Source organism: Ruegeria sp. YKSF131 (assembly GCF_059612645.1).
Genome location: NZ_JBXWQZ010000040.1, coordinates 1 through 25,556 on the forward strand (window position 1 = coordinate 1; position 25,556 = coordinate 25,556).

Here is a 25,556-nt window from a genome sequence, read left to right on the forward strand (position 1 = left end):
CAAGGCATCCGGTATCGGCCGCGACGGCGGCGACTGGAGTTTCGAGTTCTACATGGAACAAAAACACGTCGGCTTCGCAACAGGAAAACACAATATCATGAAGCTGGGGAAACTGTAACCGACTGCACTCGAAATACGCGCGAAGAAACTCTTACTCCAGGAGGAGACCATGGGAGAAATTGTACTTGCCGCCAAAATGACCCACGTGCCTACCCTGCTCATGTCCGAGCAGGAAGGACCGATCAAAGGCAAGCGTCAGCCGGCTATTGATGGCCACCGAGAGATTGCTCGTCGCGCCAAGGAGCTGGGCGCAACAACGGTTGTCATCTGTGATACGCACTGGGTGTTGAACGCGGGCTTTCACATAAACGCCAACGACCATTTTGAGGGTCTATTCACGTCGAATGAATTCCCGCAGTTCATTCAGGACTTGCCCTATAAATACGAGGGCAACCCCGAATTGGGTGATGCGATTGCGCGGATTGCGACCGAAAAGGGTGCCTATACGCTGGCACATCACCTGGACAGCCTTGAGGTGGAATACGGCACGCTGGTTCCGATGCGGTTTATGAGCCGTGAACACGAAATGAAAGTGGTGTCGATCGGTGCGTGGTGCACCGTGCACGCCCATGACGAGAGCCGTATCGTCGGCGAGGCAATCCGTGAAGCAGTCGAGGCCAGCGACGAAAAGGTGCTGCTGGTGGCGTCGGGTTCGCTGTCGCACAAGATCTGGGCCAACAAGGATTATGCCGCCAATAACGGCACTTTCACAATCAGCTCAGAATTCAACCGCCAGATGGATCTGCACGTGCTGGAAATGTGGAAAAACGGCGATCACGCTACGTTCCTCAAGATGCTGGGGGACTATGCCAACTTCTGCTGCGGTGAAGGCTCGATGCATGATACCGCGATGCTGTATGGCGCACTCGGCTGGGACGCTTACGACAAAAAATGCGAGGTTGTGACCGAGTATTTCCCGTCCTCGGGCACCGGTCAGACTAACGTCATATTCCCGGTTTAAGGATCGCGATGTCCACTCCGATTGCTTGCTCATGATGCCTTTTGGCCGGGCAAGCCGTTGATCTATCCAATTCGAACTGATGCAGGTCCCGATATGTTTCCTTTGAATGACCCCGGTTTGCTGCGTGAGGCTGCCCTTATAGGTACACGCTGGATTGAAGCTGACCCGGCCACCGGCCTGGCCGTCACCAACCCCGCCACCGGCGAAGTTATTGGTCATGTTCCCAATCTGGGTGCCGCCGAGACCGCGCGCCACGGGTGGGCTAAACGCACCGCCAAGACGCGCAGTCAAATTCTGCGCCGCTGGTACGAACTGATGATGGAGAACCAGGACGATCTGGGTGCCATCCTGACAGCCGAGCAGGGCAAGCCACTGGCCGAAGCCAAAGGTGAGATCGCCTATGGTGCCAGCTTCATAGAGTGGTTCGCAGAAGAGGCCCGCCGCGCCTATGGTGATGTCACACCTGGCCACGCTCCAGACAAACGCATCCTGACGATCAAACAACCCATTGGGGTTGTCGCCGCGATCACGCCGTGGAATTTCCCAAACGCAATGATCACGCGCAAGGCTGGCCCTGCACTGGCGGCGGGCTGCTCTATGGTTCTGAAACCGGCCGGCCAGACTCCGTTCTCAGCTATCGCGTTGGCAGTTCTGGCCGAGAGAGCGGGCCTGCCTGCGGGACTGTTCTCGGTCGTCACCGGCTCAGCCCGTGGCATTGGCGGCGAGATGACCGGGAACCCGACAGTGCAGAAGCTGACCTTTACCGGTTCGACCGAGTTCGGCACGCTTCTATATGTGCAATGTGCGCCAACGATCAAAAAACTGGGGTTGGAGCTGGGTGGCAATGCGCCCTTCATTGTTTTCGATGATACTGATCTGGACGCCGCTGTTGAAGGGGCGGTGATCGCCAAGTTTCGAAATAATGGTCAGACCTGTGTTTGTGCCAACCGCATTTACGTGCAGGCCGGTGTCTACGATTCCTTTGCCGCCAAGCTGCGCGACAAAGTAGCTACTCTGCCCATTGGTAATGGCTTTGACGAAGGTATCATATTCGGCCCGCTGATCGATCAGGCGGCAGTCGACAAGGTTGCTGAACACATCGCTGATGCGACCTCGAAAGGAGCCGATGTCATTCTGGGTGGCAAGTCACACGACATGGGCGGCACATTCTTTGAGCCAACCATTTTGACCGGAGTCACTTCGGAGATGGCGGTCGCGACCGAAGAGACGTTTGGCCCGGTCGCGCCCCTTTTTAGGTTCAACACCGAAAGCGAAGTCGTCGCTGCGGCAAATAACACCGAGTTCGGCCTTGCCTCATATTTCTATTCCCGCGACCTGGCTCGCGTTTGGCGAGTTTCCGAGAAGCTGGAATATGGCATGGTCGGTATCAACACCGGCCTGATCTCGACCGCGGAAGCTCCCTTTGGCGGGGTTAAGATGTCTGGTCTGGGCCGTGAAGGCTCGCGCCATGGGCTGAATGACTTCATGGAACTCAAATACCTGTGCATGGGCGGCATCGACACCGCCGAGGAGGCTTAATGCGCTTTGCTACTTTTACCGCCGAAGGGGATACCTTCTTTGGCGCGATTACCGATGATGGTGCGATCACCCTGAACGGTGATTTTCCTGAGTTTTCCAGCCTGTATGAGGTCATCGCTACGGGTGAGTTTAGCCGGTTGGCTGCGGCGGCCGAGGGCAAGCCGGTGACCCATTCCGATTTCACCTATGAAATGGTGATGCCGGATGCCCTTCGCATTCTGTGCGTCGGCGTGAACTTCCCGGACAGGAATGCGGAATACAAGGATGGCAGCGCGCAGCCGGAATACATGTCGCTGTTCCCGCGCTTTGCCAGCGGCTTTACCGGCCACAACCGCCCGCTGATCCGCCCGCCTGAAAACCGCACGCTGGATTACGAGGGCGAAGTGGCCATTGTGATCGGCAAGGCGGGCCGTCGGATTTCGCAGGACGAAGCCTATGATCACATCGCCGCGTTGACGCTGTGCAACGAAGGCACGATCCGCGATTGGGTGCGCCATGCCAAGTTCAACGTAACTCAGGGCAAGAACTGGGACAATTCAGGGTCGATCGGCCCATGGCTGGTGCCTTTCACCGACCCGGCGCAATTGGATGACGCCCGCATTCAGACCCGCGTCAATGGTGAGTTGCGTCAGGACGATACCCTCGACCGCATGATGTTCCCGATCCGGCGCGAAATCGAGTATATCTCGACCTTCATGACCCTGAAACCGGGTGACATTATCGTAACAGGTACCCCCACCGGAGCGGGCGCGCGCTTTGACCCGCCAAAGTATCTTGTACCGGGTGACGTGGTCGAGGTCTTCGTCGAAGGTATCGGCACCCTGCGCAACACGGTCGAGGATGAGAAGGTATGACACCCGAAGAGCACGCCCGCGCGGCAGCCGACCTGCTTCAGGCCGAACGCACCGGCGACCAGATCGGTCTGCTGAGCCTGCGTCACCCCGAAATGAATATGGGCGACGCCTACGAGGTGCAGAATGCCATCTATCGCCAGAAACTGGCCGAGGGGCGCAGGGTCATCGGGTGGAAGATCGGTCTGACGTCGAAAGCGATGCAATATGCGCTAAACATCGATATTCCCGACAGCGGCATCCTGTTTGATGACATGGCGTTTGAACACGGTGGTACGGTCCCTGCAGGCCGTTTCATCCAGCCCCGGATCGAGACTGAAATCGCCTTTGTCATGAAATCCGCCGTCGGCGGCGAGAATGTGAGCCGCGACGATATCATATCCGCCACCGATTACGTCGCGCCGGTGATTGAAATTCTGGACACACGTATTCAGCGTCAGGACCCCGAGACCGGCAAGATCCGAACCGTCTTTGACACGATCAGCGACAATGCCGCCAATGCGGGCATTGTGCTGGGCTCGGAACGTCACGCGATAGACGACTTCGACCTGCGCTGGGTTGGTGCCTTGACCTTCCGCAACGGTGAGATTGAGGAAACCGGCCTTGGTGCCGGCGTATTGAATGATCCAGTCGAAAGTGTTGTCTGGCTGGCCCGGCGCATGGCGCAATACGGTCAAAGTATTGAACCCGGACAAGTGATCCTGTCAGGCAGCTTCATCCGCCCTGTCGAATGCCCGCCAGGATCAGAAATCAACGCCGAGTTCGGACCCTTCGGTTCGGTCAATATCAAATTCGACTGAAGGAGAACTTCATTGCCCGCGCCAACAAACCCCTTCAAGGCCGCACTGAAAGCCGGAAAACCCCAGATCGGATGCTGGATTGGGATGGCCAACGCATATGCCGCCGAAATCGCCGCCACATCCAGATTTGACTGGCTTCTTGTGGATGGGGAACACGCCCCAAACGATCTACTGTCCATTCTGGAGCAAGCGAGGGTCATTGAAGGAACAGGTAGCCAGCCAGTAGCGCGCCTGCCAATTGGCGAGACCTGGATGATCAAGCAATATCTCGATGCTGGCATCCAAAGCATATTGGTGCCAATGGTTGAAAGCGGCGATCAAGCGCGGGAGTTGGTGCGCGCGGTGCAATATCCCCCACATGGAGTTCGAGGCGTTGGGTCTGCTCTGGCGCGAGCTTCGCGTTTTGCGGCGATTCCGGATTACCTCACAACGGCAGGTGACCAGATTTGCCTGTTGGTTCAGGTGGAAAACCGCCTTGGCCTGGATGCACTGGATGACATTCTGACCACAGATGTCGACGGCGTATTTATCGGTCCGTCAGATTTGGCCGCGGATATGGGCCACATCGGCAATGCTGGCCACACCGACGTGGTCGAAGCGGTTTTGGACGCGTTGAAACGGATCGTGGCCGCGGGCAAGGCAGCGGGCATCCTGACGTTGGACCCTGTGATGCAGCGCAAGTGCGTGGATCTTGGGGTTACGTTCCTGGCCACGAATATCGACGTAACACTTTTTGCGAAGGCTATGCGCGGGGCGGCTGAAACTGCGTTGGAAATGTTGCCGGACCAGAGCGCGTCAGGAAATGCGCCAACAGATGTGGCCAGCAAGTATCTTCAGCAGTTATGCAAGCACTGGTCCTACAAGGGGCAAGTAGAATTTGATGTAACTGAAGGGAAAGTTTCATTTGAAAACGGGTGTGCGGTCGCGATGAAAGCGACGGACGAGGGGCTGGACATAGTTGCTTCAGTCGGCCCACGTGGCGATTTGAACTCCTGGAAAGTAGTCATAGAAGACCACTTGAAACGCTTTGCATTTCGCGAAGAGTTCAAGGTTGATTGGAGTGCATAACACTGGAATGCAGGGGCAACCGAGCGACCTCCTGACATTCGGACACCGCCGCAGGCTACGATTTGTAGTCTGCGGGTATTCGACAAGACCCTGCACCGGATTCTTACTCGGGTAAGACAAGCCGCAACTGAGGATTTTCCAAACCTAAAGCGGCATCATCCTCGACAAACGTCCTGACAGCGGAAACAGACAGGCTTGCAACGAGTGGTAGATGTCCGGCTTGCCGTCAAAAATAGATGTCACTACAGCCCCTGCCCCATCCACTGCTGGAAACCAGCCGCCATGTCGATGATCCACAAGTGTTTCACTCGCATAGGTCCAGAGCTTTCTGTACCACTCCTCGTCTTCTGGCCTTCTGTCTAGCGCGATCAGAGCGGCAACCGCCCCTATGGCTTCGGTGATGGGCCACCAGAACCGCGAAGCATTGGCAACGCGACCATCAAAATCAAGAGTATAGGCCAACCCGCCGCCAGGCAGCCACGCATCATTCAAAGCCTGCGCAATCAAGCGGCGCGCCCTGTACGGAGCATTGGGGTTCGTTCGGCCTGACAAATCCCAATGCTGAAGCTGAAGCCGACCCAATTCGAACGAATGCCCCGGCGTTGTTCCGTAAGGTCTGAACATCGGGTCACCCGCATAATCCCGGTTGATCTGCCAATCAGACGAATAGTGTTCGGGAAGCCGCCAGTTTTCACCGGGTGCAATTTTGCCAATGAAGAAGTCCAGAATGCGACCGGCGCGGGACAGGAAGATTTCGTCTCCTGTGGCTTCAAAGGCGGCCAGCATTGCCTCAACGCCGTGCATATTCGCATTCATTCCGCGATATGTGGAAAACGGCGTCCAATCCCTGTTCCATTCATCGCGAAACAGGCCTGCTTCTTCGTCCCAGAAGTGTTTTTCCAGAACACTTTGGACATCTGTCATTAGCTTGTCTGCATCCGGGTGACCCGCCAGTTTCGCACTTGCCGAGGCAAGAAGGACAAAGACGTGCCCATAGGCAAGCTTGCGGTCATCCTTGATCTGATCCCCATCCAACGCCCAGAGATATCCGCCGTGGTCGCGATCTCGGTGATGGCTATCGAGATATGTCATGCCGTGATCAATGATCCGTTCAGCACCTTGGAAACCGGACAGAAGTCCTAATGCATAAGAATGAACCAACCGGGTCGTCGTGTGCAGCTCCTGCGGCTTGCCGGGCAACGGGCGGCCATCGTGACCAAGTGTATAGAACCCGGGCTCATCCCGGCAGCTCGCGCTGAAGAACGTAAGTTGCCGCATGGCCTGATTCATCAACCAATCGCGATGTCTTGACGTTTCAACCCAAAACCCGGCTTCGGACTGCGACCCCGGCAGCAATAACTGGTTATCGTTCATCTAAAGATCCCGCGGATGGAGTTTTATCGCATGCGGCGAAGCCCGATCTTCCAAATTATCCACCATCTCAGCAAGCCCGTCTCAACGCTGTACCATCCGAAGCAAACAGATGTGCATTCTGCGCTTGAATGCGCAAACCAAGGCGATCCCCGGATTTCACCGGGATATTGCCATGCTTGCGCACCATCATGGGGCCGATCCCCTCGGCATTGACGTAGATGTTCGTGTCCGACCCCAGATGTTCCACAACATCCGCCACGGCCGACAGGTCACCGGTGCCGTTGTCCACAACATCGATATGTTCCGGCCTTACACCCAGTTCTTTCGCCTGAGCGGTAAGGGGTTGATCGAGTATCCTGATTTCAACCCCATTCCCGACATTCACACCTGTTTTGGTTCCCAATACAGGCACAACATTCATGGTGGGTGAGCCGATAAACTGGGCAACAAATTTGTTGGCCGGCCTTTCATAAAGCTCGAGCGGACTGCCGACTTGCTGGATATCCCCTGCGTTGAGAACAACGATCCGGTCTGCCAGCGTCAACGCTTCGACCTGATCATGGGTCACATAGATCATGGTCGCACCTAGTTTTTGATGAAGCCGCGCGATCTCCAGCCGCATCTCGACACGCAGAGCCGCATCAAGGTTTGACAATGGCTCGTCAAACAGAAATGCGCGTGGGTCTCGGATGATGGCCCGCCCCATGGCAACCCGCTGACGTTGACCTCCTGAAAGGGCCTTGGGCAAGCGATCCGTCAATTTGGTCAACCCCAGCGTCTCTGCCGCCTGGGCGACCTTTGATATGCGTTCAGCAGCCGGAGCTTTGCGGATTTCCATTGAGAATCCCATGTTCCGAGCGACATCCATATGCGGATAGAGAGCGTAGGACTGGAACACCATCGCGATGTCCCGATCCCTTGGCCTCTCATCATTCATGCGCTCGCCATCGATCAGAAAGTCGCCGCTTGATATCGGTTCAAGACCAGCAACCATGCGCAGCAAAGTGGACTTGCCGCAGCCTGACGGGCCGACCAGAACGATGAACTCACCATCCTGAATCTCAAGGTTGATGTTGCGCAGAACCTCGACGGATCCATAGCGTTTTGCAACGTCACGAAGTTCGATACGTGCCATGATCTGGCCTCCTATCCTTTGACCGCGCCGGACGTGAGGCCCTGCACGAGATAGCGTTGAATGAAGATGAAGAAGAGGCAACTTGGGATCAGTGCCAGCACGCCGGCCGCCATCATTTGCCCCCAATCGACCGAGAATTTGGAAACAAATGTCAACAAACCAACCGGGAATGTCATCGCGTCGTTCTTCGAGATCAGCATCAACGCAAACAACAGCTCGGACCACGCGGCAGTAAAGACAAACCCAAGCGTCGCCCCTAACCCGGGCAATGTCAGCGGGAACACCACTTTGCGCAGCGCCTGAAATCGTGTACAGCCATCCATCATCGCCGCATCTTCCAGATCTTTGGGTATGCCATCAAAAAATGACTGCATCAGGAATGTTGCAAAGGGGATGTTGAACGCGGTGTAGACAACGATCAGGCTTGTCAGCGAATTCAGCAGCCCCAGGTCCGCGATGATCTTGTAGATGGGTGCGATGATCATCAGCAGCGGGAACATCTGGGTGACCAGCATCAAGGCAATGATGATCCGTTTGCCCGCGAAAACAAAGCGGGAAAAGGCATAACCCGCCCCAGCCGCGAACAATGTCGTAAAGAACGCCGCCCCCAGCGACACCACAAGAGAGTTCCGGAAATAGGCCACAAAATCGGTCTGAAAAATGACTGTTTTGAAGTTTGAAAAGGTCACTTCGCTTGGAAACAGCCGGGTGCCCTCTGAAAAGATCAGTGCGTCCGGGGTCAACCCGATCTTGAGCAACCAGTAAAGCGGGAACAACGCAAAGATCAGATAGAACGCAAGTGCCGCGTATTTGCCCACAACCAGCAGGGGGTTGGGTTTCCTGACAGCTGACATGGCCTACTCCTCAAATCTTGACCAGCTTCTTGCGAAGCCAGAGCAGGATAACGGCGTAAATCAGAAGGATCACCAGCAGCGCCACAGCAATGGTTGACGCGTAGCCGAAGTCCAATTTTCGAAAAGCTGTGGTGAAGATGTAAGTCGACAGGATTTGGGTCGAATTGGCAGGCCCGCCGCCGGTCATCACGTAAATCAGGTCGGCGAAATTGGCGATCCAGATCGTCCGCAGCATCACGGTGATCGCGATCATCGGAGCAAGGAACGGCAAGGTGATCTTGGTGAAGGTCTGCCATGGGGTCGCGCCATCGACTTCTGCAGCCTCATAAAGCTCACCGGGTATCGATTGCAAAGCCGCCAACAGCGTGATCGCAAAGAAAGGAACGCCGAACCAGATATTTGCAGTGATCGGGCCCCATATGGCAAGCTCGGGATCGCCAAGGATATTGTAGGGCTCTGACAGAATGCCAAGGGCGGCCAGCCAATGCGGTAGCGGGCCGATGACAGGGTTAAAAAGCCACGCCCATGTCAGCGCAGAAAGGAAGGTCGGGACAGCCCAGGGTAGGAAAACAAGCGCCTGAAAAAGTTTCTTTCCATAGAACTGCGTATTCAAAAGCATGGCAAGACCAAGGCCAAGCAGAAACTGGAATGTTATCGACCAAAAGGTCCAAAACAGCGTGTTCTCCATCGCGATCCAGAACTTGCGGTCTCCCCACAGATCAACGTAGTTTTCAAACCCGATCCAGCCAGAAGCAAAAGGCTTCAACAGCTCAATGGATTGGAACGAATATGAGATTCCGATGATTAGCGGAACCATGATCACCGCACCGATCAGAAGAATAGCGGGTGACAAATAGAAAAACGGCTCGACCATGTATTGTAGGTAGAGCGAGCGTCGTGCCCGGGTTTCCCCGGGCCTGACAGTTTTCTGAGTGCGCGAAATCACTGTCTTGCCTTCCACTTGGCGTGTTCGTCAGTGAGGAAATCAGCCCACTCATCCGCGACGTCCTGCGCGCTGCGCTGCCCCAACAGGGCTTCCTGACTGGTTTCCAGCAGAAGCGTGCTGCCAAAATAGCCCCACTGTTCCAGGTTGGTTGGCATTGTTGTCGGCACATATTGCTCGCCGTTCAGTTCCTCAAACCAGCCTTTGAATTGCTCGGTCTGGAAATGAGGATCCTGATCGGCGCCTTTGTGGATCGGAATGACGCCAACGCGTTTTGCCCACGTGGCGTTGGCTTCGGGCGTCGACAAGGCCGCAACCAGATCAAAGGCTTCGTCTTCATGTTCAGTCGCATTGAAGATCGACCAGCCTGCGAACCCAATTGTTGGGAAAGCTTTGCCCGAAGGTCCGACAGGCATCGGAATGACCGCAAAATCTTCGGCAGGCATCCGCTCGGCAATAGCGATCAGTGCGTCCGGGTCCTGATCGAGGAATGCACATGTACCGGAATAGAAACCGGCCACGATCTCGTTAAAGCCCCAACTGACGGCGTCCTTGGGCGCATATCCGTTCTGATACATGTCGATCATGAACTGGATACCTTCGACCGAGCCGGGCTCGTTGATGCGGCTGACACCGTCTTCTGTGAAGAACTCGTTGGTGCCGTTCATGGCTGCGGCGAACATGATCCAGCCATTTGTTCCACCGGGACCACCGCGCAAACAGTACCCATACTTGCCCTCAAGCTCGGACACTGCGGCCGAGGCTGCCTTGAACTCCTCCATCGTTGTCGGGGGAGTGTCGATACCCGCTTCGGCCAGCAGTTTCTTGTTGTAGAACATCGCCCGCAGATAGAATCCGTACGGGATCATATAGAGATCACCCGCCTGGCTGCCCATAGCGACTGTCTTGTCAGTCAGCGAAGCCCCGTGTTCCCATCCGGCGACATGATCCTTGAGACTGACCAGCTGATCGGACCCAGCATAAAGAGCCTGCCAGGTATCGGGCATTTCAACCACATCAGGGATGTCGCCACCTGCCACCATTGTTGCCAGCTTTTCGAACGCGTTACCCCAAGGTAGCGATACAATCTCGACAGTGACGTCGGGATTATTGGCTTCAAACTCATCAACCAGTCCCTGAAGCACCTCTGTACGCTCGGGGCTTGTAATAACCTCGACCAGTTTCAATGTGGTCTCGGCGTAAGATGCCGAACCCATGAGCACGGCCGCAGCCGTCATTCCAGTTAGTAGTTTCTTCATGTTTTCCTCCTGTTGATTTTATTGAGCGAACGGTTCTAAGCCGTGCTTTCGGCGAGCGCCGAAGAAAAATCGGCCCATAGATCTTCTGCCGACTCGAGCCCCAAACTCAGGCGCACCAGATTGGGTGAGACCCCAAATTTCTGCATTGAGTTTTGTTCACCAGCCTGAGCAAGTCCGACGCGCGCAGGCAGGATCAGACTTTCGAAGCCACCCCAGCTCACACCGAGGCGGAAAAGGTTCAAGGCATCAGAAAGTTTGGCGATGTCGACACTGTCATCAAACTCAACCGACATAAGTCCGGACCGCCCCGTCAGCCCGGGCACGTCGTTGGCGCCTGGTGAGTTGACCCGCCTGACCTGCGGAACAGTGGCCAGGCGATCAACAAACATGTTGGCCGTCGCTTGATGCTGCATCATGCGTGCGTTCAGCGTGCGCAGGCCGCGCGTCAGCAGGAAGGCCTCAAAAGGTGCCAGTTTGGCCCCAAGCAAAGGAAGTGTCAGATCACGGATGCGGGCGATATGGTCCCGGGAGGCAACCACCACGCCCGCAACCGTGTCCGAGTGCCCCGAAATGTACTTCGAGGCCGAGTGGATGACGATGTCGATGCCCAGTGCGAGGGGGCGTTGGAACACCGGGCTTGCCCATGAATTATCGATTATCGTCAACACATTGTGGCGTCTGGCATGCTCTGCGACACGACGTAGATCCATCGCCTCAAAAACAATCGATCCGGGGCTCTCCAGATAGGCCACCGTTACATCGGCAAGCAGATCGGGGTCGTTCTCGAAACGCTCCGGCGCATGGTAGTCGATATGCACCCCGAACGGGCGCAGGATGCGCTCCATAAACCGGAATGAATCCGGATAGACGTGTTCGACGCAGGCAATCCGGTCACCGGGTTTGACAAATGCCAGCAGCGTTGAGGAAATGGCCGCCATCCCGGAAGCAAATGCAACGGCAGCCTGACCTTGTTCGGCTTCAGCCATGAGCGTTTCAAACGCGGCGACGGTCGGGTTTTCCACGCGCGTGTAGATGGCTGTTTCTGATCTTCCGGCCATCCGGTCTTCAAAACTCTGATAATTGTCAAAGGTGAATAGTGAGGTTTGAACAATAGGAGGCGTGACCGAACCTGCCTCTTCCGGGAAGATAGTTGCAAGACGCGTTGCAAGGTCTCTGTAATCAGACATTCTGACTTTCCATGATTTCTAGGACTTCTGCTTCGACCATGTCCATGATCTCGCCGATAATACGCGCGGCTTCATCTGCACGGCCTGCGACAACTGCTTCAGCCAGCTGCGCATGTATTGGAATTGAGGCTTGACCCAAGTGTGGTTGGCCGAATGGGGTGTCATATACTTCGTGAAATGCTTTCTGAATTTGCCGTATCAACTGCCCGAAAAGTGGGTTTCCGCACGCTTCATGCAGTGCCGCGTGAAACCGGTAGTCGGCCGGTCGCCAATCCTCACCCGCAGAATGAACAGCTATGAGCTCGGCAACGCGGGCCGAAATCAAAAGCCGCTGCGCGTCTGAGCAATTCAATGCAGCCAACCTTGCAGCCTCGATTTCCAGTGGCCGGCGCACGGCGTGTGTCCGCAAAAGGCTTTCGGCTTCGAGCTTCAGCGTGAGTGGGAGATGGATCGTGTTGGCAGATACCTCGGCTGCCAAACGCGTCCCTGCTTTCTTGTTCCGCACAACGATGCCCATGTTCTGCCAACTTGTCAGGGCCTCGCGAACCTTCGCCCGTCCGATTCCAAGCTGATTTGCAATTTCGATCTCTGGCGGCAGGCGATCGCCTACTTTCAAACCTTCCGCTTCGATCATTCCAGAGAGAGCTTCCAGAACGTCCCGGCCACTGCTGCCAGCCGGTAGCACCTTCAAGGTGTTGCCGACACTCTCAGCTTTTTCCTTTAGGGGCGTTCTTTTGACCACGTGCGACTTCTCCGATTCGTGTTTCATTCACTTCTACATTTAATGTAGGACAAAATAAACAATAATGTCCGACAATATAACAACACTTGCCATCCCTACAGATAAAGTCGAAAAAATTTGGTCTCGGTCATTTCGCGGCCGGATCGATACAGCCTTCCTCGCCTGCGGCTTGTTGGCGGGTTGTGGTCTTTGCGTGACCGTCTTTCTTGCTGTATTCCGCCCGAATTGCCGTTATCCTGAAGCGCCCGCCTAACGGTGCCCATAATCGCCGTTAGGTTTTTTTGTCAGCTACGGCTGAATAGTGCTTCTTTACGCCAAGGACCCGCGGTTTCTTGCCCAAAAAAAGATGTGCAAACTTGGCAAGGCTGATCTAACTTTTTAAGTGCGGGGTCGCATCTCCGAATAATATGGATTTAAAACATTGAAACCTGAACACCGCGTATCCGCGGCCCCCCGACATGAACTGCGCAATGTGCGCAATCAGGGGATCGCGTTCCTTGCTTTGGCGTTCTTGTTCAGCATTTTTGTGAACCTGCTTATGCTGACAGGCCCATTGTTTATGTTGCAGGTGTATGACCGGGTATTGGGCTCGCGTGCGGTGGAAACACTGACAGCGTTGTTTTTGTTGGTGGCGTTGCTTTATGCGCTGATGGCGATGCTGGATTTTGCCCGCGGACGCATCGTTGCCCGGTTCGGCGCACGGTTCCAGTCACAGTTGGATGAGCGCGTCTTCGAAGCAACGCTGCGGCGTTCACTTATGCCGCAAATACGATCTGCCCCGGCGACGGCCTTGCGTGATCTGGAATCCATTCGAAACCTGTGTTCGTCCCCCGTTCTGCTGGCGGTGATGGATATACCATGGACGCCTGTTTTTCTGGGCGCGATTTTCCTGTTTCATCCCCTGCTGGGTTGGCTGGCCGTGACAAGCGGTGTTCTACTTGTCGTGATTGCACTGCTCAATCAGGCGCTGACCAGCAGGAAAGTCGCCGAGGCACAATCTGCAGCGGCGCGGGCAAACGCCTTTGCGGAACATGCGAGACAAGCGGCAGAGGTTGTGCGCTCTCAAGGTATGCAGGCGGACGTGACAAAGCGGTGGTTGGACCAGCGTTCGAATGCCTTACGCCAAACCATTTCTGCCAGCGATTGGACAGGCAGTTTTATATCTCTGACCAAGTCGCTACGACTGTTTCTTCAATCTGCAATGCTTGCCTTGGGCGCGTGGCTGGTTCTGCAAAATGAAATGACACCGGGCGCGATGATTGCGGGCTCAATCCTTTTGGGTCGGGCCCTCGCCCCGGTCGAACAAGCGGTTGGCCAATGGGGCATGATCGAACGTGCGCGAACAGCCTGGACTTCCCTCAGCCGGTTTTTGGATCAGACCCCACCCGAAGAGCAGCGGATCCGCTTGCCCATCCCGAAGGCGCAGCTGGAAGCAAAATCGCTGACTGTCATTCCCCCTGGGGCAACAACGCCAACGTTGCGGAACGTCAATCTGAAACTGCAACCGGGCAAGGCGCTGGGTGTCATCGGCAAAAGCGGGTCGGGAAAGACGACACTGGCCAAGGCGTTGCTGGGGCTTTGGAATCCGGCAGCCGGGGAAATTCGGCTGGGTGGTGCCACTCTGGATCAATATGACTCCAACGATTTGGGCAGCCATATCGGATATTTGCCGCAGCAGGTTACCCTATTTAACGGAACGGTGGCCGAGAACATCGCCCGGATGTCGGAGAACCCGGATTCCGAAGCGGTGGTGGCCGCGGCCAAAAAAGCCAATGCACACGACCTGATCCTGTCTTTGGAGAAAGGTTATGGCACCTTCCTTGAAGGCAATGACAGTCAGTTGTCAGGTGGACAGAAACAGCGCATCGCTCTGGCCCGCGCCCTCTATGGCGACCCTGTTCTGCTTATTCTGGACGAACCAAACTCGGCACTGGACGCGGATGGCACCGAAGCCTTGAACGCGGCCGTGAGGGGGCTCAAGGCGGCCGGCAAAGCCGCGATCATCATGACACACCGCCCGCAGGCCATTTCGGAATGTGACGATCTGGCCGTTGTCGAAAAAGGACAAGTGGTCAAGTTCGGTAGTCGTGACGAGGTTCTCAGCGCAATGGTGCAGAATGCGGGCGCGATTAAGCGCAAGCTTAGCCCCGTAGGTGAATAATGGCAAAAAACACGACCAAGAAGCAGGCGCAGGCCTGGAGTATGAGAATCCCCGCCCTGGTAGGATTCGCCGCGCTTGCCATTTTGGTCGGCGGACTGGGCCTTTGGGCAGTGAAGACACGCCTAGCTGGTGCGATCGTATCCTCAGGCGTGATCGAGGTACAAAGCAACCGTCAGGTGGTCGAACACCCTGATGGCGGCGTTGTTGGCGAAATCTTTGTACGCGATGGTGATGTGGTCGCCTCGGGCGAGATGTTGCTGAGACTGGATGATACTTTCCTATTGTCCGAACAGACGATTGTGGAAGCGCAGCTTTTCGAACTTCTGGTCCGGCGTGCCCGGCTTCAGGCCGAACGCGACGGGCTTTCGTCGCAAGAGCTGTCGGCGCAGTTGCACGAGGTACAGGAGGAATACAGCATTGATCCCGACCTGATTGTAGGGCAACAAAACTTGTTCGACGCGCGGGTGGAAACAATGTCCAAGCAGCACGAACAACTGAAAAAGCAGTTGGTTCAGATCGAAAGTGAGATCGAAGGCACACAAGCCCAACTCGTTTCCCTGCGCCGTCAGGTTGAGTTGATCGAGGATGAGCTGGAAGACCAGCAAAGCCTGTTGAAACGTGGATTGACCCAAACCAGTCGCGTGCTGGCCCTGCAACGGGAAGAAGCCAGCCTGACAGGTGAAATAGGTCGACTGGAAGCCGCTGTCGCCCGCCTCAAAGGGCAGATCGCATCAACCGAGATCCAGATCGTTGAACTGACTGCAACCCGCCGGGAGGAGGCGATTACCACTTTGCGAGACGTACAGGCCCAAATTGCTGAACTATCGGAACGCCGACTATCCCTGTCCGAGCGGATGGCACGTTTGGACATCCGCGCACCTGTCAACGGAACCGTTTACGGCAGTCAGGTCTTTGCCCTGCAGTCGGTGATTCAGCCGGGCGAACCCATGATGTATGTGGTCCCACAGGATACGCCATTGCTGGTCGCCGCGCGTGTGGACGCAATCCATGTGGATCAGCTGCACGTGGGTCAACCTGTCGCCCTGCGATTTCCGGCCTTCAATCAGCGCGAAACACCTGAATTGGACGGGCAGGTCAAAAACGTGTCTGCCGACACTTTCACGGATGAACAGTCCGGCTTCACTTTCTACCGCGCCGAGGTGATTATGAATGATGGTGAAATGGACCGTCTCAACGGTCAGGAACTTTTGCCGGGTATGCCTGTTGAGACACTGATCAAAACCGATGAGCGCACTCCGTTGTCCTATCTTGTCAAGCCGATGGCCGATTACTTCAATCGTGCATTTAGGGAATAACGGCAGGGCTATCTTTGGATTACCGCGCTTTCCCATTCGGCCAGAAACCGGCGGCGTTTTAATCTGTCCAAAAACGTCATCAACGCTGGATCCAGCCCGATCGTTTCACGTTCTTCGTCCGTGTCATAAGGCGCCAAAGGCGGGAGGGTATGGCTGCCACCTGCCCGGCTGGATTGACTGGATACAAGGTGACGGACAAAAGACGCGGCAAATTCAGGTACGGGTGTACCTTCAAGCACCATTGCCGTGCGCATCATGGTCGTCTGAAAATCCGACGGCAGAATAACCTCAAGCGTATCCTTGTGCCCGGCGCGCGCATCCGCGTAGCTGCCAAGTACATTGTAGGCGACGGCGATCTCGCCTTTAACAAGGTCGTCAATCATGTCACCCGAACAGCAGTACAGACGCACATCCAAACCGCCCATGACTTCCATCAGACGCCAGAACGTTTCTGACGCACGGGCATCCTGCGTCGCAAACAGATACCCTAGACCGGACTGGCGGATGTCATAAGTTCCCACCCGGCCCCGAAAACTGTCCGGTCGCATTCGAAGTGCTTCGATCAGTTGCTGTCGGGTCTCCGGGATAGGCGTGCCGGAAAAGGCGGCACGGTTGATCACGATGGTCGCGGGCTCAAACGTGAAGGCGAAAAGACTGCGATGCCACTGCGCCCAGGACGGCAGAGATATGTCATCGATCACGCGTCCATATCCGTCATTGGCCAGTTTCAGTTGCAGGTCCATAGCGCTGGAAATGACAATATCGAAATCTTCCGGTGCGGCACGCACGATTCGATCGATGTCGGCAGTACCCGTCACCATATACTCGACAGAAATGTCAGGGTTCTCCTTGATAAAACCGGAAATCATAGGCTCAAACAAAAACGTATCCGTGCTCGAGATGACCCGAATATGCGCCTCGTCTGCTTCGGCGTTGAATACTTGCCTATCCTCCCAGATTTGCGCCAGTGTGACAGCAGGAAACCAAAGGAAGACTAAAGCGATAATGTAACGCAAGCGCCGCCTCCCTGCCTGTTGGACAAGTCAAGCGTTCCACCATGCGCTGTTGCAACGTCCCGCGCGATGGTCAGGCCCAGACCGGACCCGATGGTGCCACTTGCGTTCTTACCCCGTTCGAAACGGCGCGTGAGAGTGTCAATTTCGTTTATGGGGAACCCCGTGCCACGATCTTTTACCCGGATTTGAACCCGTGGTTCCGAAGTGACTTCGATGCGAACAGAACTGTCGGCCGGAGCATATTTCAGTGCATTGTCAATCATGTTGCGTACGGCGTTTTGAATGAGGATGGGGTCACCTGAATACATGACCTGTGGGTCGCCACAAAGCGACAGTGACAGGTCCTTCATCTCGGCAATTGGTGTTAGGCGCTGCACAAGGTCACGGACCAAGGCGTTCAGGTCTATGTCTTCCCGCTCAAGATGATCAGCCCGGAACGTGATCATTGCGTGATCCAACAGCTGACCAGCTGCACGTGAGCTTTCGTCAATGGCGCGCACCATCGAACGCAGCGCCTCGCGGTTTTCTTCTTTTTCAACCCTTTGCAAAGTGGCATCAGCATATGACCTGACAGTGGCAAGCGGGGTGCGAACGCGGTGAGCCGCTTCGGCGATAAAATCTTCTGACTGGCTCAGTGACTGATCAAGCCGACCCATCAATGAGTTCAGTGAAGCAACCAATGGGGCCATTTCGCGGGGTACCGGCTTTTTGAACGGGCTCAAGTCCTGTGGGCCACGGCGGGTGACAGAGGTTGTCAACCTGTTCAACTGCCCGATGGTCGAGGACGTCGCCCAAAAGGAAAGAGCGGCGGCAAGGGCAAAGAACCCTACGCCCAGAATCGCCGCATTGCGCGAAATCTGGTCCAGAGTCTCCGCCAACGCATCTTGCGTTTGCCCCAGCGCGACCACGAGCTCGGTTTGCTTATCCAATCCCACCAAAGTCCGGCTGGCGCTGACCTGACGAATGGTTTCACCGCGAATCTGGCTGAACCTGAAAATCGACTTGCCGTCATGCGGTCCTATGGTCGGTGGAAAATCCTCGTATCCGGACAGAAACGACCCGTCCTGAAAGATAGAATAGAAGATTCTGTCGTCCGCAGGGGTGCTTAGCATCGCGAAGGCCGCATACGGGATATCGACCTCCAACACGCCTTCCCGCAAAGCGGCCGCATCGAGGATAGAGGCCACTGATGCGCCAAGTATGTTGTCTTGCCCCTGTAGCGCGACCTGCGCAGCATAGTTTCGTACTGCGACAAACAGCAGGAACGCAAGTATGGCCGCGCCACCGATCAGTGTCAGAACCAGCCTGTTCCGCAGTGATCCTGACACATTGGGATCAGGAGGCATGATCCAACCTGTATCCCAGCCCACGCAACGTAGTGATCTTCAGGTCCGAGGGTTCCAGATGCTTGCGCAAGCGGCCCACATAAACTTCGATCGCGTTATCAGAGACATCATCTTCATAAGAAAACAGCCGGTCGGTTAGTTTTTGTTTCGAAAAAACCTGACCAGGTGCGCTAATGAACAATTCCAGCAGGCGCAGTTCACGGTTACGCAGCGACACGGTCTCGTCACCCACCGTCAGATGGCCTGCAAGAGGGTCGAATACGATGCCGCCGACTTCTATCGTTGTCTTCGTATTCCCAGACTTGCGGCGCAAAACAGCGCGGCAGCGCGCTTCAAGTTCGGCATGATCAAACGGTTTGGTGACATAGTCGTCAGCGCCCAGATCAAGCGAGCCGATTCGATCAGAAACCTGACTGCGGGCCGTCAAAACGATTACTGGCGTGTCCAAATGGCTCGCGCGATGCCGCTTGAGGAAATCGCGACCGTCCCCATCCGGCAGCATGATATCCAGCAGGATCAGATCGTATTCCTGAGTTTCAACAAAGGCAGTTGCATCGCCTAATGTGGACGCGTTATCAACCACATGCCCGTCCAACCTCATGCGGGAACTGATCGCGTTTGCGAGGTCTAGATTGTCTTCGACAAGCAGAAATTTCATCGGGCTTTAATACTATTCTCGCGCGTGACAGGTTGATGTCAGGTTGGTGTGTTTTTGTTCTTCCCAATCTGAGCCGCCATGCGGCCCGTTGTCAAATGGGAGGACATCATGACAACTTTCGAACTGGGCCGTCGCGCCCTGATCGCAGCTGTTGCTGCTGTAGGTCTTGCAGGACCCGTTCTGGCTGAAGACCAGCTGGTGGACAGCATCCACTTTCTGATCCCCGGCGGCGCCGGTGGTGGTTGGGACGGTACCGCTCGCGGCACCGGCGAAGCGCTTACCAACGCCGGTCTTGTGGGCACCGCGTCTTATGAAAACATGTCAGGCGGTGGTGGCGGCAAAGCCATCGGCTATCTGATTGAAAACGCCGACAGCAACCACGGGACGTTGATGGTAAACTCCACGCCAATCGTGATCCGTTCGTTGACTGGCGTGTTCCCTCACAACTTCCGCGACCTGACGTTGGTGTCGGGCACGATTGGAGATTACGCAGCAATTGTTGTCGGCAAAGACAGCCCTATCAACTCTATGAGTGATCTACTTGCTGCATTCGACGCCGACCCGGGCAACACGGCCATTGGCGGTGGCTCAGTTCCTGGTGGCATGGACCACCTGGTCGCAGCAATGGTGATGGAAGCCGCTGGGAAGGATGCTCTTGGCGTGAAATACATCCCATATGATGCAGGTGGCAAAGCCATGGCTGCCCTTCTGTCCGGTGAGATCGCAGCCCTGTCTACGGGTTTTTCGGAGGCCGTCGATTTGGCCAACGCAGGTGAAGTCAAGATCATTGGCGTTACATCGGCAGATCGTGTTGACGCCGCCCCAGACGCGATGACCATGAAAGAACAGGGCATCGACACCACCTTTGTGAACTGGCGTGGCTTCTTCGCGGCCCCGGGCCTGCCCGAGGACAAGCTTGCAGCCTATCAGGCCGCGATTGCAAAGATGTACGACACCCCGGAATGGGAAGAGGTTCGTGCACGCAACGGTTGGGTGAACATCCACAACTCGGGCGATGATTTCCGGTCATTTCTTGAGCAGCAAGAACAACAGATTGGTGATCTGATGAAGAAGCTGGGCTTCCTCTGAATCCAACTTGGGCAGAGCGGTAACCCGCTCTGCCATCCCTGACGACGAAAAAAGGAGGGGGTCCCATGGCGCTGGATCGCTGGATCGCGCTCATTCTTCTGGGTGTTTGTTTAACATATGGCTACGCCGCTTGGTTCACGATGGACAGTAGTCTGCCTCCTTTCATGCAAAGAAATCCCATCTGGCCAAGCACTTTTCCCAAAGTGCTGTCGATTTTGGGCATCATCACGGCCACGATCATTCTGCTGGGCTTTGAAAAGGCTGAACCCAGCGAACCTGAAATCGATTATCGGCGGTTGGGCGATTACCATCTTGGTCAGGCGATCATGCTGCTGGTTCTGATGGTCGTCTACGCATTGTGCCTGCGCCCTGTTGGGTTTCTGATCTCAACCTCGGCCTTCCTAATCTTAGGATCATTTATATTGGGCGAACGCAAATGGCATCTCATGTTTCTCGTCGCCCTGATTGCCACCGGTACAGTCTGGTATCTGGTTCAGGAAGTCCTTGGCATTTACATGCGCCCCTTGCCCGGCATTTTCGGAGGCTGACATGCTTGAAGGACTTCTGATTGGCCTGCAAACGGCATTCTCACTGCAAAACCTGCTGATGGTCGTCGCAGGCTGTCTGATCGGCACATTCATCGGAATGCTTCCGGGTCTGGGCCCGATGTCGATCATCGCCATCATGATCCCGGTGGCAATTTCCATGGGTGACCCGTCGGCCGCGCTGATCCTGCTGGCCGGCGTGTATTATGGCGCCATTTTTGGTGGCTCGACCTCTTCTATTCTGCTGAATGCCCCGGGGGTCGCGGGTACCGTCGCGTCCAGCTTTGACGGCTACCCGATGGCCCGTCAGGGCAAAGCGGGCAAAGCCTTGACCATTGCCGCAATTGCGAGCTTTGCAGGTGGCACGTTCGGTGCGTTGCTGTTGATGGTCTTCGCTCCTGCCCTGTCCTCTGTTGCGTTGCTTTTCCACTCGGCCGAGTATTTCGCGCTGATGGTTGTCGGCTTGTCCGCCATTGCCGCTTTCGCGGGAACAGGTCAGGTTGCCAAGGCTATCATAATGACAATCCTTGGATTGATTATGGCAACCGTCGGCGAAGGCGCGCTGTTCAACATGCCCCGCTTCACAATGGGCATCATGGATTTGCAGTCGGGTTTTGGCTTTATCACACTTGCAATGGCCATGTTCGCCTTACCCGAAGCTCTGTTTCTTGTTCTCAAACCCAAGGACCTTAAGGGCGAAGAAGGCGAAATCAAGGACCTGCGCATAAGCAGGGAGGAAGCCAAAGCCATTGCTCCGGTGATTGGCCGCCAGTCTATCCAAGGGTTTTTCATCGGCGTTCTGCCGGGTGCCGGTGCAACGATTGCCAGTTTTCTGGGCTATGCGGTCGAGCGTAACATCGCCCCAAAAGCCGAGCAGGACGAATTCGGCAAAGGGTCAATCAAAGGGCTGGCCGCGCCTGAAACAGCAAACAACGCCGCCTGTACCGGCTCGTTCGTACCGCTGCTGACCCTGGGCATTCCCGGATCGGGTACGACGGCGATCCTGCTTGGCGCATTGATTGCGCTGAACGTGACGCCGGGCCCACGCCTTATGCTGGACGAGCCGCAGATCTTTTGGGCGGTCATCATGTCCATGTTCATTGGCAATCTGGTGCTTCTGATCCTGAATCTGCCGCTGATCCCCTACATTGCCAAAGTTCTCTCGGTGCCGCGCAACTATCTGATCCCCTTTATTTTGTTCTTTACTCTGATGGGGGCCTATATCGGGCAGAACAATGCAACCGAACTGCTGATACTGGTAGGTTTTGGGGTATGCGCAACGGCGTTGAAATTCGCTGATTACCCATTGGCACCACTGCTGATTGGTTTCATCCTCGGCGGCATGATGGAAGACAACTTCTCACGGTCCATGCAGTTGTACGATGGCATCGCCTTTATCTGGGAACGCCCGATGACGCTGGGTCTGCTGGTTATCGCGGCGCTTCTGGTGCTCCTGCCCAGCTACCGCGCGCGCCGTGCACAGGCCCGGGCGGAAGGGGTTGCCGAAGGTGACTGACCCGCTGGCGGGAATACGGGTTCTCGATCTGACCAATGTCCTCGCGGGTCCGTATTGCTGCTACCAACTGGCATTGATGGGTGCCGACGTGATCAAGGTCGAACGCCCCGATGGTGGCGACCTTGCTCGCGTTCTGGGAGCCGATCCTGCCAGAAACAAGGCGGGGATGGGGATCAGTTTTCTGGCGCAGAATGCCGGGAAAAAATCTGTCACGCTGGACATGAAATCGGAAAAGGGCAAGGCGCTGCTGAAACGCCTTGTCCAGTCAGCCGATGTTCTGGTGGAAAACTTCCGGCCCGGAGTAATGGATCGTCTTGGTCTTGGTTACGAAGTTCTGCGCAACGTCAATTCCAACCTGATCTATTGCGCCATCAGCGGGTTCGGGCAGGATGGCCCCCGGCGCGGCGATCCGGCTTATGACCAGATTGTGCAGGGTATCAGCGGCGTGATGTCAATCACCGGCGCCCCCGACACGGCACCTTATCGCGTCGGCTATCCGTTGGCAGACACGGTCGGGGGGATGACGGCTGCCTTTGCAGTCGCGGCGGCATTGAACGCCAACCCGCGCGGCGCGTATCTGGATGTTGCGATGTCCGAAGCCGTAATTTCGACGATGGGCTGGGTTGTTTCAAATTATCTGGTGGGCGGCGTAACACCCGGAGCACACGGGAATGAGAACACAACCTCGGCCCCCTCAGGGACATTTGCCACGCTGGACAGCCCGATCAACATCGCGGCCAATCGGGACGAGCAATGGCAGGCACTTGCCCGCTGTCTGGGGCGGGATGATCTTCTGGACAACGCTGATTACGCAACGCGCGAAGACCGCAAAAGAAACCGCCACGCCTTACGTACAAAACTGGAACGAACCCTGAAAACGAAGGCTGCGGCCGAATGGGTGAGTGAATTAAACGCTTTGGGTGTTCCAGCTGGGCAAGTTCTGACCGTACCAGAGGCCCTTGCAGACCCGCAACTTTACGATCGCGGTCTGATTGGCTCTTTACAGGTTCACGGCGAACAGATGCAGCTTGCAGGTAGTCCCGTCGTAATGGATGGCACCCGGCGAATGCCGCAAATCGCGCCACCAAAACTTGGGGCCGACAACAAGGCAGTGTGGTCTGAAAACGGATTGACCGACGCGGAAATCGACGCGCTGCGCAGAGAGGGGATCATATGAACGATGTGTCAGATTGGTGGGCAACATCCATCATCGATATGGAACCTGGCCGGATCGACCTGCGCGGAGAGCCGATTCAAAACCTGATCGGACGCCTGGGTTTCGCGGAGATGATCTGGTTCATGGTACGCGGCGACCACCCATCAAAAGCGCAGGCCCAATTGTTCGAAGCCGCGCTGGTCGCGGCAGTCGACCACGGTCCGCAGGCCCCATCGATTGCGACCGCGCGCATGGCGGTGACCTGTGGCCTGCCTCTCAACAACGCGATGGCGAGCGCCGTGAACATGTTGGGCGACATTCATGGAGGGGCTGGCGAGCAAACCGTGGAACTCTACCACTTTGTGGGCCTTTACCCTGGCACTTTGGAGCAGGCAATCAATGCGAGGATCGAAAGCCACGGAAAGATACTTCCGGGTTTTGGTCACAGGTTTCACACACCCACAGACCCTCGTGCGCCGCGCCTGATGGAACTGGTCGCCGAAGCGGTGAAAACCGGTGCTTGCGATGGGCAGGTCATGCGCATTGCGCAGCAGATCGAGGCAGAGCTTGCGCGGCGTAAGGGTAAACCCGTCCCGATGAACATCGATGGCGCAACCGCAGTTATTTATGCCGAGCTTGGGTTTGCGCCACCATTGGCGCGCGGCCTTTTCTGCCTGTCCCGATCAGTGGGTATTCTGGCACATGCCTGGGAGCAGATGCAGCAAGGTGGTCGCAACAAAGGGCCGACCCCACCCTCGTATCGCTGGACGTACCAGCCGGGCTAAGCACTTTTCCGATGGGATCGATTTGTCAACAGATCTGCGGCAGCACGGGCAATAACCAGCTCTTCGTTTGTCGGAATAACCATGGCCACCACACGGGACAGATTTGTCGAGATTATCCGATCATTGTCCGCGTTGGCATCGGGATCCAGTTCAATCCCCAGCCACCCCATTCCGGAACATACCCTGTCGCGTACAAGACGCGAGTTTTCTCCGATACCACCAGTGAAGATCAGGGCATCAATACCGCCCAATATTGCGGCCATTGCCCCAAGTTCGCGGCGGATGCGGAAAGTGAAATAGCTGATGGCCTGTCGGCTTTCACGGGTATCTGCTTTTTCAAGAGTGCGCATGTCGCTTGAAAGTCCGGACAGACCCAGCAAACCTGATTTGCGAAACAGAAGGTCGGAAATCTCTGAGGCGCTCAACCCTTCCTGATCCATCAGATACAACAAAACACCTGGATCGAGCTGACCGCAACGTGATCCCATCGGCAGCCCGTCCAACGACGAAAACCCCATGGTCGAACCGACGGATCGCCCCCCGATCATGGCACACATCGACGCACCGTTACCCAAATGCGCGACCACAACCCGCCCCGCGTGCAAAAGTGGCGCGGTTTTGGCCAAATGGTCCGAGATGTACTCATAACTAAGCCCGTGAAAACCATAGCGGCGGACGCCTTTGTCGTAATACTCGCGCGGCAGGGCGAATACGTCGTTCTCCCAGGGGTGATTGCGATGAAAGGCCGTGTCAAAACAGGCAATCTGGGCGGCATTTGGAAAGCGTTCCATAGCTGCCTTGACGCCAGCCAGGTTGTGCGGCTGGTGCAGAGGTGCATACGGAGAGAGCTTGTCCAACTCCTCCAAAGCAGCGGCGGTCAACGGCAATGGCGTATCGATCTCAGGTCCGCCGTGAACAATACGATGCCCAACCGCGGTGACCTCGCAACTGGGGAAGGCACGTGACAACAGGTTCAGTACCCAGTCCAGGGCGGCGGCATGATCGTGAATATCTCCTGCCGTGCCATTCGCCAGAACTCCGCCGCCAGATGACCGCGCCTTGACGGTTGGCTCAGGCTCGCCGATCCGTTCGACCACACCGGTGCACACCATGATTGGATCGTCTTCTGTCAGTTCGAACAGGCCGAACTTCATCGAAGACGATCCGGCATTCAGTGTCACGACATGTGTCATGC

At 56.0% G+C, this 25,556-nt stretch carries 23 protein-coding genes; 12 read left to right on the forward strand and 11 right to left on the reverse strand.

What is annotated here, in order from left to right; genetic code table 11:
* The first annotated feature begins 169 nt into the window (after positions 1-169).
* The 5 genes from hpaD to AC2FLZ_RS14240 all read left to right on the forward strand — a co-directional run bounded on the left by hpaD (position 170) and on the right by AC2FLZ_RS14240 (position 5,279).
* Positions 170-1,021 carry a 3,4-dihydroxyphenylacetate 2,3-dioxygenase gene (gene hpaD / locus AC2FLZ_RS14220; RefSeq protein WP_480488665.1) on the forward strand — a complete coding sequence of 284 codons (852 nt, stop codon included), beginning with the start codon at positions 170-172 and terminating at the stop codon, positions 1,019-1,021.
* A gap of 93 nt (positions 1,022-1,114) precedes the next feature.
* Positions 1,115-2,560: an NAD-dependent succinate-semialdehyde dehydrogenase gene (locus AC2FLZ_RS14225; RefSeq protein WP_496882311.1), complete on the forward strand. Its 1,446-nt coding sequence runs from the start codon at positions 1,115-1,117 to the stop codon at positions 2,558-2,560.
* On the forward strand, positions 2,560-3,414 hold the full coding sequence (locus AC2FLZ_RS14230; RefSeq protein ID WP_496882312.1) for a fumarylacetoacetate hydrolase family protein: 855 nt from the start codon (positions 2,560-2,562) through the stop codon (positions 3,412-3,414). Before AC2FLZ_RS14225 ends, AC2FLZ_RS14230 begins: the two co-directional genes overlap by 1 nt.
* Positions 3,411-4,211, forward strand: a complete 801-nt coding sequence (hpaH, locus tag AC2FLZ_RS14235) for a 2-oxo-hept-4-ene-1,7-dioate hydratase (protein WP_480555342.1) — start codon at positions 3,411-3,413, stop codon at positions 4,209-4,211. The genes AC2FLZ_RS14230 and hpaH overlap by 4 nt, the downstream gene beginning before the upstream one ends.
* 12 nt (positions 4,212-4,223) lie before the next feature.
* On the forward strand, positions 4,224-5,279 hold the full coding sequence (locus tag AC2FLZ_RS14240) for an aldolase/citrate lyase family protein (RefSeq protein WP_480520562.1): 1,056 nt from the start codon (positions 4,224-4,226) through the stop codon (positions 5,277-5,279).
* Between the two features lie 144 nt (positions 5,280-5,423).
* Here the strand turns inward: AC2FLZ_RS14240 and AC2FLZ_RS14245 are convergent, their stop codons facing one another.
* The 7 genes from AC2FLZ_RS14245 to AC2FLZ_RS14275 all read right to left on the reverse strand — a co-directional run bounded on the left by AC2FLZ_RS14245 (position 5,424) and on the right by AC2FLZ_RS14275 (position 12,800).
* Positions 5,424-6,653 carry an AGE family epimerase/isomerase gene (locus AC2FLZ_RS14245; RefSeq protein WP_480477282.1) on the reverse strand — a complete coding sequence of 410 codons (1,230 nt, stop codon included), beginning with the start codon at positions 6,651-6,653 and terminating at the stop codon, positions 5,424-5,426.
* A 67-nt stretch (positions 6,654-6,720) separates the two neighbouring features.
* A complete protein-coding gene (locus AC2FLZ_RS14250) occupies positions 6,721-7,788 on the reverse strand; it encodes an ABC transporter ATP-binding protein (protein WP_480625500.1) in 1,068 nt (355 codons plus the stop codon).
* A gap of 11 nt (positions 7,789-7,799) precedes the next feature.
* Positions 7,800-8,642, reverse strand: a complete 843-nt coding sequence (locus AC2FLZ_RS14255) for a carbohydrate ABC transporter permease (protein ID WP_480477286.1) — start codon at positions 8,640-8,642, stop codon at positions 7,800-7,802.
* A gap of 10 nt (positions 8,643-8,652) precedes the next feature.
* A complete protein-coding gene (locus AC2FLZ_RS14260; RefSeq protein ID WP_480520556.1) occupies positions 8,653-9,603 on the reverse strand; it encodes a carbohydrate ABC transporter permease in 951 nt (316 codons plus the stop codon).
* Entirely contained in the window at positions 9,585-10,844 is a 1,260-nt protein-coding gene (locus tag AC2FLZ_RS14265) for an ABC transporter substrate-binding protein (RefSeq protein WP_496882313.1), read from the reverse strand. The genes AC2FLZ_RS14260 and AC2FLZ_RS14265 overlap by 19 nt, the downstream gene beginning before the upstream one ends.
* Positions 10,845-10,879: 35 nt before the next feature.
* The gene (locus tag AC2FLZ_RS14270) at positions 10,880-12,031 is read right to left on the reverse strand and encodes an aminotransferase class I/II-fold pyridoxal phosphate-dependent enzyme (RefSeq protein ID WP_496716011.1); all 1,152 of its coding nucleotides are present in this window, start codon (positions 12,029-12,031) and stop codon (positions 10,880-10,882) included.
* Positions 12,024-12,800 (reverse strand): FadR/GntR family transcriptional regulator, encoded by a 777-nt coding sequence (locus AC2FLZ_RS14275; RefSeq protein ID WP_480477294.1) that lies wholly within the window; start codon positions 12,798-12,800, stop codon positions 12,024-12,026. Before AC2FLZ_RS14275 ends, AC2FLZ_RS14270 begins: the two co-directional genes overlap by 8 nt.
* 394 nt (positions 12,801-13,194) lie before the next feature.
* Between AC2FLZ_RS14275 and AC2FLZ_RS14280 the strand changes: the two genes are divergently transcribed.
* Positions 13,195-14,934: a type I secretion system permease/ATPase gene (locus AC2FLZ_RS14280; protein WP_496882314.1), complete on the forward strand. Its 1,740-nt coding sequence runs from the start codon at positions 13,195-13,197 to the stop codon at positions 14,932-14,934.
* Positions 14,934-16,250, forward strand: a complete 1,317-nt coding sequence (locus tag AC2FLZ_RS14285) for an HlyD family type I secretion periplasmic adaptor subunit (protein WP_480555352.1) — start codon at positions 14,934-14,936, stop codon at positions 16,248-16,250. Before AC2FLZ_RS14280 ends, AC2FLZ_RS14285 begins: the two co-directional genes overlap by 1 nt.
* Positions 16,251-16,258: 8 nt before the next feature.
* Here AC2FLZ_RS14285 and AC2FLZ_RS14290 read toward each other — a convergent pair whose 3' ends face one another.
* The 3 genes from AC2FLZ_RS14290 to AC2FLZ_RS14300 are packed head-to-tail and all read right to left on the reverse strand — an operon-like array spanning position 16,259 to position 19,270.
* On the reverse strand, positions 16,259-17,266 hold the full coding sequence (locus tag AC2FLZ_RS14290; protein WP_480606797.1) for an ABC transporter substrate-binding protein: 1,008 nt from the start codon (positions 17,264-17,266) through the stop codon (positions 16,259-16,261).
* Positions 17,245-18,612, reverse strand: a complete 1,368-nt coding sequence (locus AC2FLZ_RS14295; protein WP_496882315.1) for a sensor histidine kinase — start codon at positions 18,610-18,612, stop codon at positions 17,245-17,247. Before AC2FLZ_RS14295 ends, AC2FLZ_RS14290 begins: the two co-directional genes overlap by 22 nt.
* The gene (locus AC2FLZ_RS14300) at positions 18,602-19,270 is read right to left on the reverse strand and encodes a response regulator transcription factor (protein ID WP_496882316.1); all 669 of its coding nucleotides are present in this window, start codon (positions 19,268-19,270) and stop codon (positions 18,602-18,604) included. The genes AC2FLZ_RS14295 and AC2FLZ_RS14300 overlap by 11 nt, the downstream gene beginning before the upstream one ends.
* A gap of 108 nt (positions 19,271-19,378) precedes the next feature.
* On the opposite strand from AC2FLZ_RS14300, the gene AC2FLZ_RS14305 reads away from it, so the two are divergent.
* The 5 genes from AC2FLZ_RS14305 (at position 19,379) to AC2FLZ_RS14325 (ending at position 24,361) form a co-directional block, all read left to right on the forward strand.
* Positions 19,379-20,359 (forward strand): tripartite tricarboxylate transporter substrate binding protein, encoded by a 981-nt coding sequence (locus tag AC2FLZ_RS14305; RefSeq protein WP_480625505.1) that lies wholly within the window; start codon positions 19,379-19,381, stop codon positions 20,357-20,359.
* Between the two features lie 65 nt (positions 20,360-20,424).
* Positions 20,425-20,907, forward strand: coding sequence for a tripartite tricarboxylate transporter TctB family protein (locus AC2FLZ_RS14310; RefSeq protein ID WP_480520538.1), 483 nt, complete (start codon positions 20,425-20,427; stop codon positions 20,905-20,907).
* Between the two features lies 1 nt (position 20,908).
* A complete protein-coding gene (locus AC2FLZ_RS14315; protein WP_480477308.1) occupies positions 20,909-22,420 on the forward strand; it encodes a tripartite tricarboxylate transporter permease in 1,512 nt (503 codons plus the stop codon).
* A complete protein-coding gene (locus AC2FLZ_RS14320; RefSeq protein WP_496882317.1) occupies positions 22,413-23,597 on the forward strand; it encodes a CaiB/BaiF CoA transferase family protein in 1,185 nt (394 codons plus the stop codon). Before AC2FLZ_RS14315 ends, AC2FLZ_RS14320 begins: the two co-directional genes overlap by 8 nt.
* On the forward strand, positions 23,594-24,361 hold the full coding sequence (locus AC2FLZ_RS14325; RefSeq protein WP_480555355.1) for a citryl-CoA lyase: 768 nt from the start codon (positions 23,594-23,596) through the stop codon (positions 24,359-24,361). The genes AC2FLZ_RS14320 and AC2FLZ_RS14325 overlap by 4 nt, the downstream gene beginning before the upstream one ends.
* On the opposite strand, the gene AC2FLZ_RS14330 is transcribed toward AC2FLZ_RS14325, so the two are convergent.
* The gene (locus AC2FLZ_RS14330; RefSeq protein WP_480520532.1) at positions 24,358-25,554 is read right to left on the reverse strand and encodes an acetate/propionate family kinase; all 1,197 of its coding nucleotides are present in this window, start codon (positions 25,552-25,554) and stop codon (positions 24,358-24,360) included. The two genes, AC2FLZ_RS14325 and AC2FLZ_RS14330, sit on opposite strands and share 4 nt — an antisense overlap.
* Between the last annotated feature and the right edge of the window lie 2 nt (positions 25,555-25,556).

Excerpts from the sequence above, each read along its gene's own strand:
- AC2FLZ_RS14225 (WP_496882311.1), top strand. The coding sequence starts at position 1,115 with ATGTTTCCTTTGAATGACCCCGGTTTGCTGCGTGAGGCTGCCCTTATA.
- AC2FLZ_RS14245 (WP_480477282.1), bottom strand. The coding sequence starts at position 6,653 with ATGAACGATAACCAGTTATTGCTGCCGGGGTCGCAGTCCGAAGCCGGG.
- AC2FLZ_RS14250 (WP_480625500.1), bottom strand. The coding sequence starts at position 7,788 with ATGGCACGTATCGAACTTCGTGACGTTGCAAAACGCTATGGATCCGTC.
- AC2FLZ_RS14295 (WP_496882315.1), bottom strand. The coding sequence starts at position 18,612 with ATGCCTCCTGATCCCAATGTGTCAGGATCACTGCGGAACAGGCTGGTT.
- AC2FLZ_RS14325 (WP_480555355.1), top strand. The coding sequence starts at position 23,594 with ATGAACGATGTGTCAGATTGGTGGGCAACATCCATCATCGATATGGAA.
- AC2FLZ_RS14315 (WP_480477308.1), top strand. The coding sequence starts at position 20,909 with ATGCTTGAAGGACTTCTGATTGGCCTGCAAACGGCATTCTCACTGCAA.
- hpaD (WP_480488665.1), top strand. The coding sequence starts at position 170 with ATGGGAGAAATTGTACTTGCCGCCAAAATGACCCACGTGCCTACCCTG.
- AC2FLZ_RS14255 (WP_480477286.1), bottom strand. The coding sequence starts at position 8,642 with ATGTCAGCTGTCAGGAAACCCAACCCCCTGCTGGTTGTGGGCAAATAC.
- AC2FLZ_RS14300 (WP_496882316.1), bottom strand. The coding sequence starts at position 19,270 with ATGAAATTTCTGCTTGTCGAAGACAATCTAGACCTCGCAAACGCGATC.
- hpaH (WP_480555342.1), top strand. The coding sequence starts at position 3,411 with ATGACACCCGAAGAGCACGCCCGCGCGGCAGCCGACCTGCTTCAGGCC.
- AC2FLZ_RS14230 (WP_496882312.1), top strand. The coding sequence starts at position 2,560 with ATGCGCTTTGCTACTTTTACCGCCGAAGGGGATACCTTCTTTGGCGCG.
- AC2FLZ_RS14310 (WP_480520538.1), top strand. The coding sequence starts at position 20,425 with ATGGCGCTGGATCGCTGGATCGCGCTCATTCTTCTGGGTGTTTGTTTA.
- AC2FLZ_RS14270 (WP_496716011.1), bottom strand. The coding sequence starts at position 12,031 with ATGTCTGATTACAGAGACCTTGCAACGCGTCTTGCAACTATCTTCCCG.
- AC2FLZ_RS14285 (WP_480555352.1), top strand. The coding sequence starts at position 14,934 with ATGGCAAAAAACACGACCAAGAAGCAGGCGCAGGCCTGGAGTATGAGA.
- AC2FLZ_RS14265 (WP_496882313.1), bottom strand. The coding sequence starts at position 10,844 with ATGAAGAAACTACTAACTGGAATGACGGCTGCGGCCGTGCTCATGGGT.
- AC2FLZ_RS14275 (WP_480477294.1), bottom strand. The coding sequence starts at position 12,800 with ATGAAACACGAATCGGAGAAGTCGCACGTGGTCAAAAGAACGCCCCTA.
- AC2FLZ_RS14330 (WP_480520532.1), bottom strand. The coding sequence starts at position 25,554 with ATGACACATGTCGTGACACTGAATGCCGGATCGTCTTCGATGAAGTTC.
- AC2FLZ_RS14305 (WP_480625505.1), top strand. The coding sequence starts at position 19,379 with ATGACAACTTTCGAACTGGGCCGTCGCGCCCTGATCGCAGCTGTTGCT.